The 13,417-nt window shown below is 71.2% G+C and carries 13 protein-coding genes and 1 pseudogene; 9 read left to right on the top strand and 5 right to left on the bottom strand.

Annotated elements, in window-relative coordinates; all coding sequences use genetic code 11:
- Positions 1–397 precede the first annotated feature (397 nt).
- Together ABZ861_RS20545 and ABZ861_RS20540 are read left to right on the top strand one after the other, a co-directional pair.
- Complete coding sequence (locus ABZ861_RS20545; RefSeq protein ID WP_361632195.1) at positions 398–892, top strand: VanZ family protein; 495 nt, start codon at positions 398–400, stop codon at positions 890–892.
- Between the two features lie 148 nt (positions 893–1,040).
- Positions 1,041–2,288 carry a lectin gene (locus tag ABZ861_RS20540; protein WP_361632032.1) on the top strand — a complete coding sequence of 416 codons (1,248 nt, stop codon included), beginning with the start codon at positions 1,041–1,043 and terminating at the stop codon, positions 2,286–2,288.
- Between the two features lie 41 nt (positions 2,289–2,329).
- On the opposite strand, the gene ABZ861_RS20535 is transcribed toward ABZ861_RS20540, so the two are convergent.
- Together ABZ861_RS20535 and ABZ861_RS20530 are read right to left on the bottom strand one after the other, a co-directional pair.
- The gene (locus tag ABZ861_RS20535) at positions 2,330–2,572 is read right to left on the bottom strand and encodes a hypothetical protein (RefSeq protein WP_361632030.1); all 243 of its coding nucleotides are present in this window, start codon (positions 2,570–2,572) and stop codon (positions 2,330–2,332) included.
- A gap of 274 nt (positions 2,573–2,846) precedes the next feature.
- Entirely contained in the window at positions 2,847–3,662 is an 816-nt protein-coding gene (locus tag ABZ861_RS20530; RefSeq protein WP_361632028.1) for an SDR family oxidoreductase, read from the bottom strand.
- 373 nt (positions 3,663–4,035) lie between these two features.
- Here ABZ861_RS20530 and ABZ861_RS20525 point away from each other — a divergent pair, with 373 nt between their 5' ends.
- The 4 genes from ABZ861_RS20525 to ABZ861_RS20510 all read left to right on the top strand — a co-directional run bounded on the left by ABZ861_RS20525 (position 4,036) and on the right by ABZ861_RS20510 (position 8,182).
- Positions 4,036–5,073, top strand: coding sequence for a PHP domain-containing protein (locus tag ABZ861_RS20525; protein ID WP_361632026.1), 1,038 nt, complete (start codon positions 4,036–4,038; stop codon positions 5,071–5,073).
- Positions 5,074–5,119: 46 nt separating this feature from the next.
- Positions 5,120–5,776: an HAD family hydrolase gene (locus ABZ861_RS20520; RefSeq protein WP_361632024.1), complete on the top strand. Its 657-nt coding sequence runs from the start codon at positions 5,120–5,122 to the stop codon at positions 5,774–5,776.
- A gap of 314 nt (positions 5,777–6,090) precedes the next feature.
- Entirely contained in the window at positions 6,091–7,071 is a 981-nt protein-coding gene (locus ABZ861_RS20515) for an SDR family NAD(P)-dependent oxidoreductase (protein ID WP_361632022.1), read from the top strand.
- Between the two features lie 82 nt (positions 7,072–7,153).
- Positions 7,154–8,182, top strand: a complete 1,029-nt coding sequence (locus tag ABZ861_RS20510; RefSeq protein WP_361632020.1) for an SDR family oxidoreductase — start codon at positions 7,154–7,156, stop codon at positions 8,180–8,182.
- 156 nt (positions 8,183–8,338) lie between these two features.
- Here the strand turns inward: ABZ861_RS20510 and ABZ861_RS20505 are convergent, their stop codons facing one another.
- Positions 8,339–8,593, bottom strand: coding sequence for a hypothetical protein (locus ABZ861_RS20505; protein WP_361632018.1), 255 nt, complete (start codon positions 8,591–8,593; stop codon positions 8,339–8,341).
- 531 nt (positions 8,594–9,124) lie between these two features.
- Between ABZ861_RS20505 and ABZ861_RS20500 the strand changes: the two are divergent.
- Positions 9,125–9,711: pseudogene (locus tag ABZ861_RS20500) on the top strand (recombinase family protein); the annotation flags it as partial.
- A 31-nt stretch (positions 9,712–9,742) separates the two neighbouring features.
- Here ABZ861_RS20500 and ABZ861_RS20495 read toward each other — a convergent pair.
- Positions 9,743–11,083: a tetratricopeptide repeat protein gene (locus ABZ861_RS20495; protein WP_361632016.1), complete on the bottom strand. Its 1,341-nt coding sequence runs from the start codon at positions 11,081–11,083 to the stop codon at positions 9,743–9,745.
- A 141-nt stretch (positions 11,084–11,224) separates the two neighbouring features.
- Between ABZ861_RS20495 and ABZ861_RS20490 the strand changes: the two genes are divergently transcribed.
- On the top strand, positions 11,225–11,773 hold the full coding sequence (locus ABZ861_RS20490) for a hypothetical protein (RefSeq protein ID WP_361632014.1): 549 nt from the start codon (positions 11,225–11,227) through the stop codon (positions 11,771–11,773).
- Between the two features lie 91 nt (positions 11,774–11,864).
- Positions 11,865–12,437: a hypothetical protein gene (locus ABZ861_RS20485; RefSeq protein WP_361632012.1), complete on the top strand. Its 573-nt coding sequence runs from the start codon at positions 11,865–11,867 to the stop codon at positions 12,435–12,437.
- A gap of 3 nt (positions 12,438–12,440) precedes the next feature.
- Here the strand turns inward: ABZ861_RS20485 and ABZ861_RS20480 are convergent, their stop codons facing one another.
- Positions 12,441–12,845 (bottom strand): hypothetical protein, encoded by a 405-nt coding sequence (locus ABZ861_RS20480; protein ID WP_361632010.1) that lies wholly within the window; start codon positions 12,843–12,845, stop codon positions 12,441–12,443.
- Positions 12,846–13,417: the final 572 nt, after the last annotated feature.

Raw genomic sequence — 13,417 nt, 5'->3', positions numbered from 1 at the left:
GACCGAGCGCACCGCCGCATCCGAGGGCGCGGACACCGCCGCCCCTGCCACCGGAGGCGAGGGCGCGTCCCGGTCCGGGCGCTGGTTCCAGGTCGGCGGCCCGTCCGCCTCCGCCCAGCCGTCCGAGGCGCGGCGCGCGGACACGTCCCCGCCCGAGCCCAAGGGCACGCCCCGATCCCGCCGCTGGTCGCGGACCGCGTCCGACGAGCCGTCCCGGGCGGGACGCGCGGACACCGCCAAGCTCGCGCCCGAGGCCGACGGCGCGTCCCGGTCCGGCCGCTGGTTCGGGACCGGGGCACGGTCCACGTCCGCCAAGCGGTCCGACACCGGGCGCGCGGCCGAGGAGCGGGAGCCCGTGAAGGCCCGGCGCGGGTTCTTCTCGCGCCGCCCGGCGACCATCGGGAGCAGTCCGGCGACCGACGTCCGCAAGCCGCTTCCCTGGCCGCTGAGGCTGCTGGCGATGGCGGTCGCGTTCGCCTTCATGGTCGCGTTCGCCGTGGTCCTGGCCAAGCTCACCCTCCAGCCGTCCCCCGCGTCGGTCTCCCTGGTGCACACCAATCTGCATCCGGGCCGCTCGCTGCGCGCCTACATGGAGGCGCCGGGCCTGCGGGACGCGGTGAAGCAGATCGGCGGCAACGTGCTGCTCGGGGTGCCGTTCGGCGTGCTGGTCCCGGTGGTGGCCCCCCGGGCCCGCGGACTGCTGCGCGTGCTGCTGCTGACCGCGATCGTGATGCTGATGGTGGAGTTCGCACAGGGGGCGCTGATCACCGGGCGGGCGTTCGACATCGACGACGTCATCCTCAACACCTCCGGCGCGCTGCTCGGGCATCTCCTCCTCGGGCGGCGGCTGGGCCGGGCCGTGCACGCGCGCAAGATCCGCGAGCGGGCGTGAGACCGTAAGACCGTGAGACATGGTCAGGACTGGTCCAGACCAAAGTATTGACGACCCCTCACTTCATTCCTTAGATCAAGGGCGACACTCTTTCCCCCCACGACTGTCGGCGCGCCCGCCCAGCGGGCCGCCCACGGAAGGGAGAGCCGTGGCCCGCCCACGCCTGCTCCGCAGATGTCTCCTCGCCGCGCTGTCCGCCGCGCTCGTCGGCTCGGCCGCGGTCGGCGCCGCCCAGGCGGCCGCGCCCAGGGCCGCCGCCCCGGCCGCCGCCATATCGACGTTCTCCGACACCTTCGACGGACCCGCGGGCGCGGGCGCCGACTCCTCCAAGTGGCAGACGGAGACCGGCGACAACGTCAACAACCACGAACGGCAGTACTACACGTCGGGCACGAAAAACGCCGCCCTGGACGGCCAGGGCCACCTGGTGATCACCGCCCGGCGTGAGAATCCGGCCAACTACCAGTGCTGGTACGGCTCCTGCCAGTACACCTCGGCACGGCTGAACACCTCGGGCAAGTTCTCCGCGCAGTACGGGCACGTCGAGGCGCGCATGAAGATCCCGCGCGGGCAGGGCATGTGGCCGGCGTTCTGGATGCTCGGCGACGACATCGGGCAGGTCGGCTGGCCGAACTCAGGCGAGATCGACGTGATGGAGAACGTCGGCTTCGAACCCTCCACCGTGCACGGGACGATCCACGGTCCGGGCTACTCCGGCTCGGCCGGCATCGGCGCGCCGTACTCGCTGCCGGGCGGCCAGGCGTTCGCCGACGCCTTCCACACCTACGCCGTCGACTGGGCGCCCGGCTCCCTCACCTGGTCGGTGGACGGCGTCGTATACCAGCGGCGCACCCCGGCCGACCTCGGCGGCAAGACGTGGGTGTTCGACAAGCCGTTCTTCCTGATCCTCAACCTCGCCGTGGGCGGCTACTGGCCCGGCGACCCGGACGGCTCCACCGCCTTCCCGCAGCAACTGGTCGTCGACTCGGTCTCGGTCACCACCGGCGACTCCCCCGGCGGCGGGGCGATCAGGGGGCTGGCCGGCAAGTGCGTGGACGTGGCGGGCGCGAACCCCGCCAACGGCACCCCCGTCCAGCTCTACGACTGCAACGGCACCGGCGCCCAGCAGTGGACGGTCGGCGCCGACGGCGCCCTGCGCGCGCTCGGCAAGTGCCTGGACGTGACGGACAATCGCACCGGGGACGGCTCCACCGTCCAGTTGTGGGACTGCACGGGCGGCCCGAACCAGAAGTGGGCGATCTCCTCGGCCCACGACATCGTCAACCCCCAGGCGAACAAGTGCCTGGACGTGACGGGGAACGACTCCGCCAACGGAACGCGTCTACAGATCTGGACCTGCACGGGCGGCGCCAACCAGAAGTGGACAGTGGGATGAGCTGACCCGCCCGCGCAATGCCGCCTCCCCCGCGCCGGGGGCTACACCCGGTGCGGGATCCAGGTGAACTTGTCGCCGCCGACCCAGCGGACCACGTCCGGGTCGTCGAGGTCGTGGACCCGGATGCCGAACGCCGCGGCGGCCCGGAGGACGTCGGTGACGGTACTCGCCTCACCGACGACCTCGCCGTCGACCTGCACGATGCGGAACGGTGGGTGCCCCGGCTGCACTCCGAGCACCGTGATGCGCGGCTGTGAGATGTAGGGGCTCGCACTTTCGGTCATACGCCCAGCCTAAGCAGAGTCCGACAATTCCCGCCGGATCAGCGGGCGGCGCCCGGTGCGGTGGGTAGCCAGGCGGAGGATCGCCCGCGCACCCGCCGTACTCGGCCGATCCGGCGACGCCACGGGGCGCCGCGCCGGACCTCGGCCGCCCGGAGGGAAGGCGTGCCGGACCTCGGCCGCCCGGAGGGAAGGCCGGACACAGCCCCCGGGCCGTGTCACCGCGGCGCCCGCTCGCGCGGCGACGGCTCGCGGCTCGCGGCTCACGGCTCACGGCTCACGGTCGCCGCCAGTCGTCGCCGGTCAGGTGGGAGCCCGCCATCGGGCCCATAAGCATCATGCCGCCGTCCACGCTCCAGGACGCGCCGGTGACGTAGGACGCGTCGGGACCGGCGAGGAAGGCGATGACGGCCGCCGCCTCGCGGGCGTCGCCGGGACGGCCCAGGGGCACACCGGGGCGGGACACGGTGCGCACGTCCGTGTCCTCCTGACCGGTCATGGGCGTGGCGATCTCGCCGGGCGCCACCGCGTTCACGGTGATGCCGTGCTCGGCGAGTTCGAGGGCCATCGCCTGGGTGAGCAGCCCGAGGCCGCCCTTGGCCGCGCAGTACGGGGCGGCGCCCACCCGCGGCTGGTGCTCGTGCACCGAGGTGACGTTGACGATCCGGCCGCCTTCGCCCCGCGCGATCATGCGCCGGGCCGCCCGCTGCGCGCACAGGAACGGCCCCACCAGATTCACGTCCAGCACCCGGCGCACGTCGTCGAGCCCGAGGTCGAGGAACGGCACGGCGCTGCCCGTACCGGCGTTGTTGACCAGGACGTCTACCCGGTCGCCCAGCTCGTCGGCGAGGGCGTCGACAGTGTCCGCGGCCTCGGGCAGCCGGGTGAGGTCCATCCGGGCGACGGCGGCCAGGCGACCTCGCTCCCGGACCTCCCGCGCGGTGCGCTCGGCCCCGGCCTCGTCGGTGTGCCAGGTGATGCCGACGTCCATTCCGGCCTCGGCCAGCCGCACGGCGGCGGCGCGGCCGATGCCGGAGTCGGCGCCGGTGATCACGGCCGTCTTCACGGCGGCGGGCTCGGGAACGGCGGACATGAGGGGCCTCCTCGCTGCGGCGACGCGCGGACCCTGGGCGGCCCGCGCGTCGGGGCACCGCAGTACCCGGCGGCGTACCGGGCAAACCGGCGCCTTGTGCGGTCGGCGGTCGACACGGCTGCCTGCGCGGCCGACGACCGGGGGCTGCCTGCGCGGCCGGCGGCCGGCGCCGCTGACTGCGGGGTCGACGGCTGGCGCCGCTGACTGCGGGGTCGACGGCTGGCGCCGCTGACTGCGGGGTCGGCGGCCGGCACGGCCGCCTGCGCGGACGGCGGCCGGCGCGGCTGTCGGCGCGGTGCGGTCGGCGCCCGGTACGGACGTCGACCCCGTGCGGTCGCGGCGACGGTGGGCAACCCTGGGGGTGGAGGTGGCGATGGACCCCTTGGAGGCACTGGACCGGATCGCCTTCCTGCTGGAGCGGTCCCAGGCGCCGACGTACCGCGTCCGCGCCTTCCGCACGGCGTCCCGGGTGCTGTCGGACCTGCCCGCCGGGGAGGTGGCCGAACGCGCCGGGGCCGGAACCCTCGAGTCGCTCAAGGGCGTGGGGCCGAAGACTGCGCAGGTCGTCCAGGAGGCGCTGGCCGGGGACGAGCCCGGTTACCTGAGCAGGCTCAGACAGGAGGCGGATCAGCCGCTCGCCCCGGGCGGCGAGGCGCTGCGGGCGCGGCTGCGCGGGGACTGCCACCTGCACTCCGACTGGTCGGACGGCGGCAGCCCGATCGCGGAGATGGGCCGGACCGCGGCCCGGCTCGGGCACGAGTGGGCGGTGCTCACCGACCACTCGCCTCGGCTGACGGTGGCCCGCGGCCTGTCCGCCGACCGGCTGCGCGAGCAACTGGACGCGGTGGCCGAACTGAACGAGACCTGGGCCCCGTTCCGGCTGCTGACCGGCATCGAGTGCGACATCCTCGACGACGGCTCGCTCGACCAGGAGCCGGAACTGCTGGAACGGCTGGACCTGGTGGTCGTCTCGGTGCACTCCAAGCTGCGCATGGACGCCCGCGCGATGACGCGCCGCATGGTCGCCGCGGTCCGCGACCCGCACTCCGACGTCCTCGGCCACTGCACCGGGCGGCTGCTGGACGGGCGGGGGCGGCCGGAGTCGGCGTTCGACGCGGACGAGGTGTTCGCCGCGTGCGCCGAGACCGGCACCGCCGTGGAGATCAACAGCCGTCCGGAGCGGCTGGACCCGCCCCGGCGGCTGCTGCGCCGCGCGGTCGAGGCGGGCGTGCTGTTCGCCGTCGACACCGACGCCCACGCGCCCGGACAGCTCGACTGGCAGATCGGCGGCTGCGCACGGGCCGAGGAGTGCGGCGTGCCGCCCGAGCGGGTGGTGAACACATGGTCCCGGCAGGGGCTGCTGGACTGGACCCGCGAGCGCCGGACGCCCACAGGAGTAGCCGAGGGCTGACGTGGTACCCGGGCGGCCGGCCAGCGAGCGAAAGGGGCCAGAGCGGATGGACCGCGCCGCCGTCTTCGACGTCGACGGAACCCTCGTCGACACCAATTACCTGCACGTCGTCACCTGGTGGGAGGCATTCCGGCAGGCGGGACACTCCGTCACCATGCGCGCGGTCGCCCGGTCGGTGGGGCTCGGCTCCACGGATCTCATCGCGCACCTGCTCGGCGACGACCGCGACGAGGACGCCGACTCGGCGCTCAGCGCGGCCCACTCCACGCTGTACGGCCAGTACTTCGACCGGCTGCCCGCCTTCGCGGACGCCGGACGGCTGCTGAAGCGGCTGCACCGGGACGGCTGGTCGGTGGTGCTCGCCACCTCGGCGGGCGGCGCGGAACTGGGCGCGCTGCGCCGTGCGATCGACGCGGACGACGCGATTGCCGCCACGGCGAGCGCCGACGACGTGTCCGAGGGCAAACCCGCGCCCGAGCCGGTCGAGCAGGCGCTCGAACTGGCCGGCGTGCCCGCCGAGCGGGCGGTGTTCGTGGGCGACACGGTGTGGGACATGCAGGCCGGCTGCCGCGCCGGCGTGCGCTGCGTGGGACTGCTCTGCGGGGGCATCCCGCGCGAGGATCTGGAGAAGGCCGGCGCGGACACGTTCTACGACGACCCCGCGCACCTGCTGGCCTCCCTGAAGGACAGTCCCCTCGCCTGACCTCCGCTGTGACCGGGGTCACCGTCTGACCTGGGGGACGCCGGAACACCGGGCGCGGGCCACTCGTTGAACCGGTCGTGGGTGCGGAGGGGACGGTGTCCCCGGGCCTCGCCTACCGCCCGCAGGGACGATCGTCCGGCTGAAGCCCTGCGGAGCGACTCGCCGAGAGGCGACCGCCCTGCGCGCCCACACCCGAACGCCCCGGTCGTGATTCCCCCGTCGCGGCCGGGGCTCCCTCCTGTCCCGAGCCAGACGCGGCCCGCCGCCGGTCCGCGCTTGACTTCGAGAGCACTCCAATTCGTAGCGTGCTGTGCATGAGCCTTACGCCACAGCAGAAGATCGGTTCCGGATTCGGCGCGTCGAGCACCGCCGACGACGTCCTGCGGGGCGTCGACCTCGCCGGGAAGCTCGCGATCGTCACCGGCGGCTACTCGGGCATCGGCCTGGAGACCACCCGGGCCCTGGCCAAGGCGGGCGCCCACGTGGTCGTCCCCGCCCGGCGACCGGCGTCCGCGCGGGAGGCGCTGGCGGGCGTCGACGGGGTCGAGGTGGACGAGCTGGATCTCGGCGACCTCGACAGCGTCCGCGCCTTCGCCGACCGGTTCCTGGCCTCCGGGCGCACCGTCGACGTCATGATCGACAGCGCTGGGATCATGGCCTGCCCGGAGACCCGGGTCGGACCCGGCTGGGAAGCCCAGTTCGCCACCAACCACCTCGGGCACTTCGCCCTGGTCAACCGCCTGTGGCCGGCGATCGAGCCGGGCGGCGCCCGGGTCGTCTCGGTCTCCTCCGCCGGCCACCGCCGCTCCGGCATCCGCTGGGACGACGTCCAGTGGGAGCGGGGATACGACAAGTGGGGGGCCTACGGGCAGGCGAAGACCGCGAACGTCCTGTTCGCCGTCCGTCTGGACGAGCTGGCCCGGGACTCGGGCGTCCGGGCGTTCGCCCTGCACCCCGGCGGCATCCTCACCCCGCTCCAGCGGCACCTGCCGAAGGAGGAGATGGTGCGGCTCGGCTGGATCGACGAGGACGGCGAGCTGCGCGACCCGCAGGCGTTCAAGACGCCGGAGCAGGGCGCCGCCACTCAGGTGTGGGCCGCGACCTCGCCCCAGCTCGACGGTCTGGGCGGGGTGTACCTGGAGGACTGCGACATCGCCGAGACGCATCCCGGGGACGAGGGGAACGCCACGGCCGCCGGCGTGCGGCCCTGGGCCGTCGACCCCGACCAGGCGGCCCGCCTGTGGGACCTCTCCGCGGAACTGACGGGCGTCGACGCCTTCGCCTCCCGGGGCTGACCCCGCAAGGCCCCCGGGGTCGATCGGGCGGGACCGGGTACCCGGCTGCCCGCACTGGTCGTCCCCACCGAAGGAGCGCAGGGTGAGCAGCATGTCGGGCAGCAGGGTCGTCGTCACAGGCGCCACCGGCAACGTCGGCACGAGCGTCGTCCGCCTCCTGTCGGAGGATCCGGACGTCGCCTCGGTACGCGGCCTGGCCCGCCGGATCCCGCAGTGGTCGCCGCCGAAGACGGAGTGGGCGGCGGTCGACGTGGCGTCCGAGCAGGCCGGGCTCGCCGAGCAGTTCGCGGACGCGGACGCCGTGATCCACCTGGCCTGGGCGTTCCAGCCGACCCACGATCCGGCGACGACCTGGCGCACCAACGTGCTCGGCAGCATCCGGGTCTTCGAAGCGGTCGCGGCCGCCGGGGTGCCGGTGCTAGTGCACGCCTCGTCGGTGGGCGCGTACTCGCCGGGGCCCAAGGACCGCGCCGTGGACGAGTCGTGGCCGACGCACGGCTGGCCGGACGCCGCGTACACCCGGGAGAAGGCGTATCTGGAGCGCGCCCTGGACACCTTCGAACGGGACCACCCGGACATCCGAGTGGTGCGGATGCGCCCCGGCTTCCTCTTCAAGGCGGAGTCGGCGAGTGAGCAGCGGCGCATCTTCGGCGGCCGGTTCCTGCCCGGCCCGCTGGCGCGCCCGGAGCTGCTGCCGTTCCTGCCGGACGTCCCCGGGCTGCGGGTGCAGACCCTGCACAGCGACGACGGGGCGCGGGCCTACCTGCTGGCGCTGCGGCGCGAGGTGCGGGGCGCGTTCAACCTGGCCGCCGAGCCGCCGCTGGACGCCGAGGTGCTGGGCGAACTCCTCGGCGCCCGGCCCGTGCGGCTGCCGCGCACCGCCGTCCGCTCGGCGATCGCCGCCGCCTGGAACCTGCGTCTGCTGCCCGCCTCGCCGCACCTGTTCGACGCGGTCCTGCGCCTCCCGCTGATGGACTGCACACGAGCCCACACCGAACTCGGCTGGCGCCCGCTGCGTACGGCGACCGAGGCCATCGAGGAGTTCCTGCTCGGTTTCCAGCGCGGCGCGGGCGCGGAGACGGCCCCGATGCAGGGGCACAAGGTCGGCTGAGCGCCGGGCGCACGTGAGTCCCGTGGGTCGTCGTGCCCACGGGACTCACGTACGCCGGGCGGAGCGGCCGTGCGGCATCAGTCAGCGGGCTGAAGAATCAGTCAGCCGACTCGGAGATCAGTCAGCGGGCTCGGGGATCAGTCAGCGGCTCGGGGATCAGTCAGCCGGCTCGTCCGGCACGGGTTGCTCCGGATGCACGGCGCCGGTCTGCGGAGCGCCCCGGCGCCCGGTGCCCGCCTCGTCGGTGTCGGGGACGTCCTCGTCGGCGCCGGACGCCGACGGCGCCGTACCGCGCGCCTCGGTCTGGGCGGCCTCCCAGGGGTCCTCGCTCGTTCCGGCCTGCTGGTCGGGCATGTCCCGGGGAACGGGCCGGCCGTTTCCCCCGGAAGCCTCGCGGCGATGATCGGTCACGGCATGCTCCTCTCCGGTCTGCACGGACCCCACCGGTCTGTTCCGGCACGCTCCGATCGGCCTGCGCGGGTCCCGCCGGATTCACCCGACGTGCCCCACAATGCCGCCTGCTGCGTCAGGCGCGAGTACCGTGCCCATGACCCGCGAAACACCCCGGGCCCCTCCGACCGCAGGGGCCCGCAGGGGCCGACCGCACGGGGGACGCCGATTGGGACGCGCCCCGGTCAGAGGGGCGGAAGTCGAGGACGCAGGAGGCAGAATTCGTTGCCTTCCGGGTTTCCCAACACTCAGAACTAGAGGTTCTGGAGTGTCGGCATGGTGGCATCGGACCTGGTCAAGCCTGGTGGCGGGAATCCGTTGGTCCCTATCACTTCCATCGAGAAGGAAGCAGGCGCAACACCCTCGGTCCCTACACGTGGGGTGAAGAAAGAAGAACGCGGGAACCCTCCGCGCTCCACAGAGACCGTGAAAGCAGCGCAGGAACCCCCGAACCCTTTCGCGGGGACGGTCTACACCGAGACCCTTCGGGGCGTGCAGTGTGTCCGTCTGTCGGTGTTCACCGACGAGACCACCAGCCCCGACCGGCAGCGCGAGGCCGACGACCAGGCGGCAGCCGCGGACAACATCAGCTTCGGCGAGGGTGGCACGCTCCGCGAAGCGGTGGACCTTGATGTATCCGCTTCCAAGATCAGCCCGGTCGACCGTCCCGCCCTCGGCGGTTGGCTCGCCCGCCCGGACGAGTTTGACGCATTGGTGTGGTGACGGTTCGACCGTGCGATCAGGTCTATGGCCGACATGCACGAGCTTGCGAAGTGGGCCCGCACGCACCGAAAGGTGTTGGTGTTCGCCGAGGGCATCGGCGGGGGCGGGCGCATGGTGTTCGACTTCCGTAATCCCATGGACCCGATGGCGGAACTCCAACTGACCATGCTCGCCTTTGCCGCTCAGGTAGAGGCGCAGTCCATTTCCGACCGTGTTACCGGGGCTATGGCTGCCATCCGCAAGATGGTGCTGCGGTGGCGCGGTTCGCGTCCGCCGTACGGCTACATGCCCGCTCCTATGCCCGAGGAGCACGGCGGGGTGGGGGGACGCTCGTCCTCGATCCGGCTGCGGTGAAGGATGGGTGCGGGGGATTTCTTGTTTTTACGCTCAGACCGCAACCGATGGCGGGGTGACGAGGCGTGCGCGCTCGTAGAGACTCCGGGCAGCCTGATTCTTGAGGTAGGGCCGAATCCGAGCCTGCATCGTCGACATGGCCTTATCGCACTGTCCCGATTGAACGTCGGGGTAAATTTCCACCACCTTGACCCATGTGGCACACGCGCTTTCGAGGTGGCCGATTTCTAGCTGACGTTCGGCAAGCATGGACAGGTAACGAATCCGGTTCCTCTTGAACGAGCTATGCCGCAGTTTGTCGGATTCCTCTAGATCTTTGACTGATCCCTGAATGTCACCCAGTTCGTACCGAACCTGCCCGGCGTGATATGCCAGAGAAGACGGGTTGTATGAGCCGAACGTCTTGGTTTGGGATTCGGCCTTTTCCATTGCCACTTCGGCCTCTCGCAGATACATAAGCGCCTTTGTGCGCTCGCCGAGCTGTGCGGAGGCGTGCGCTTGCTGCCCCGCCAGAAAGGCGCGCATTCGAGGACCAGCTTGCGGAGATGCTGACGCGGCTGCGTCAGCAAGACGCATCGCAGTCTTCCCGTGGCGTAGATCAACTGCCTGAACGCTCATTCCCCGTAGGGTTGTGCAATACGTGAGGTGGTCTTCCGAGGCGCCTGCTAGCTCTAACGCTTTCAGGTAATACTGTTGCGCCAGGCCGTGAACCCCCTCGTCCACAGCCATATATCCGGTGAGATAGCAGAGATCGGAAGCCGCTGACATCATCGCCTTGCGGACTTCCTCTGTCGCGTCGGCTCGAAGGTAGGGGGCTACCGTATTCACGAGGAATGCTGCCGCCATCGGGCGAGCGTGCCGACCTCCGAATTGGTCGTCCAAGTCAGACACGCGCTCTGTCATGGCGATGACCATGTTTACGTCGGCCATCCCTATGCGTTGGGTCTTTCCCGACTGAACCGCTTCCATGCGCCCCACGACATCCGGCCACCCAGGAACGGTAAGTGCCACGGAGAACAGTCCCGCACTCAGGACGCTTCGGCGTGAGGGGTCCATGTCTTGCCTTCCGAGGTCTACCAGCCCTTCAACGGTAGTCGGGTGACTGTTGGACTCTTCCGGGGGTGCCGGGAATCCTGCATCGGCGTGCGTAATGGGACGGAGCAGTCTCCGGGCGAGTGCTTCCAAAATCAGCGGGCGCACAGCTTCTTTCGGCAGGTGGCCACTCAACCACTGGTGCACTGAGGGCTGTTGGTACTTAAGGGGGGTCCCGCGCTCGGTCCCGATGCGGTTGACCTCTTGAGCGAACTGCCGCAGGGTCCATCCGCTTTCGCGGTACAGCCGCTCAAGTCCGGCGTTCGGCTGTCGTGTCGTCACTGGTCCCCAACTCCCGTGCTCTGACTGCTTAACGCTCTTAAATCCTGCCCTCTTCCCAAAGGTACCGCTGTGCGTGGTCGGGCGGTTGCCTAGTGCGAGCACGGACACCGCAAGGGATGACACCGCAGGGAGGGCCCGGACATGGAGAAGCACGCACGAACGGCCACGGAGAACCCCGAGCGGTCCAGCGCGGGAATACCGGCTCGGGCCTACTGGTGCGAAGTGCTCGCGGAAGGTCAGGTGTACGGGACGCGCGAGACAGTCCCGTACGTCCTCGGTACCTTCCAGACGGTCTCGCCGAAACTCGCGCTGCGGTGGTTACAGGGCGAGGCCGCGCGCATCGCGGACCGGCTCGACCCGGACCCGGAACGCTCGGCGTGGGTCAAGCCCTGTATGCGCGTGGACACCGTGCCCAAGCCCGACAGCCCCACGGAGTTTCGGTTCTGGAGTCTCGACCCCGAGGAGCACCAGGCCGCGCGGGACCAGCTCAAGGAAGGTGCCCCGTTCTCCAAGGTCATCCCTGACAAGAGGTGCCGCTTCACCTTGACCGTGTGGCCCGTGGTCGTGCCTCCGTCCGAGTCCGGCCCGACACTGCCCGCCGATGACGGACAGTCCACATGCCCCCGCCCTGGTCACACGAGCCACAGGAAGCCCCGGCGCTCGTCGGGGTGGCTCGTCCCCTTTCTGTGACAAGGGCGGGCCGCTCGGCACCGCATGACCGACAAGGCGGAGCCGAGCACCGCGAACCTCAACCGCGCACCATGACCGAAGGAGAACAGTCGTGAACACCCTTCCCCATGCCGAGCGCACCGCAGAGCGCGCACGGGAGATCCTGACGGCCATCGAGGCCGATCCGGAGTTCGCCGCGTTCAGGGCCGCGAGCCTGCGCTACGACGAGGACTGGACGTGCTTTACGGGCGGTCCGGTCATCAGCGAGTACGACCAGACCGACGACGCGGCTCCGCTGTTCATCGAGGGACTGCGCGCGCTCTGCCTCAAGGCCGCTGTGTTCGAGGCGACCGGCGACGAGCGCGCGGCGGAAATCCCCGTCGCCGTGCCCGTGGACGAGATGACGCACGCGATGATCGCTCAGCCGCAGATCCTCGCCCGGATCACGGCGCGGGTCGGCGCACAGATCATCCACCAGACCGACCAAGAGCACACCGACTGGACGCGAGATGACTTCACGCACCAGGCGTACCGCGCCGCCTGGGGCGAGCCGCCGGCCCGGTACTGGCTCACGCACGCGGAGGTGGCTCGCCGGCTCGGCATCCTGCGCCGGAGGTACGAGGCGGCGGGCTTCCGCCGGATGGGTCTCGCGCACAGCATCACGTTCGAGCCCGTCCCCGCGTAGCGGCTAGCTGAGTGCCTGCCGCATCACCGTGAGCGGGTCCAGTTCCGGGAAGTGCTGCCGGATCTGCTGCTGTGCCTGAGAGATCAGGTCATCCAGGAGAACCGGGGCCGCGCCGTACAGCACGTCATGCAGGTACGGCACCACCGCGGAAGGGTCGGGCGGTAGCTGCAACTCGACCGTCAGCGGCTCGCCCCCGCTCTTGTAGCGCTTCGCGGGCAGCCCGACCTTTTCGGGGTGGACACACACCGGTGTCCCGTCGCTCAAGTACCGGTGTCCGTCCGCCTTGTTGAACGGGCATTCCGGGGTCGGACGCTCGAACACGTCGAACTCGCCGACCGCATGAAACCGCGACGGACAGATACCGCACGCGCGGTGGTGTACGTCGCCGTTCACGAAGGGCTCGAGCATGACCGGAGCCTAGCTCTCACCAGCACCACAGACGCCCGTTTCGGACCGCACCACCCCCTCACGGGGGATGAGCCGCCCGAGCGGGTCGCCAGACCCGTTGCGGGGCCGCTGGGCGTGTTCAGCAACGGATGAGGGACCGAACCACGGTGCGCACCGTGCAAGGTTCCGCCGCCCCGTTCGCGTGCTGGCCGCCCCGTTCGCGTGCTGCCCCGTGGCACACGGGCGGGGCGTCCCTATCCGATCTCACGCAGAAGGCCCAGCCGTGCCCGCACTCGTGCCCTACGTCGCCGCATACAGCAACGAGCTTGGCCCCCGCGAATCTGAGTTGTGCATCGAGGTACCGCGCAACGGCGTGCCCCGCATTGCGTACGTGCACCCTCGCCCGGACGATCGGGACGCACACGGGAACCTGTGGGCCCGCATGACCAGGCCGCCCGAGAGCGAACGCGGGCGCGTCATGTTCGACTGCATGGACCCGCTGCGGCAGCGCGAATGCATGGAAGGGCTGCTGTGCCAGGTCTGCGCTCAACCGGCGGAGAAGAGCACGGGCACGCTGTTCGTGGAGTGGGAGC

This window comes from Streptomyces sp. NPDC046985, assembly GCF_040644415.1.
Lineage (GTDB): Bacteria > Actinomycetota > Actinomycetes > Streptomycetales > Streptomycetaceae > Streptomyces.
This window is presented reverse-complemented; position numbering and strand designations above follow the sequence as displayed.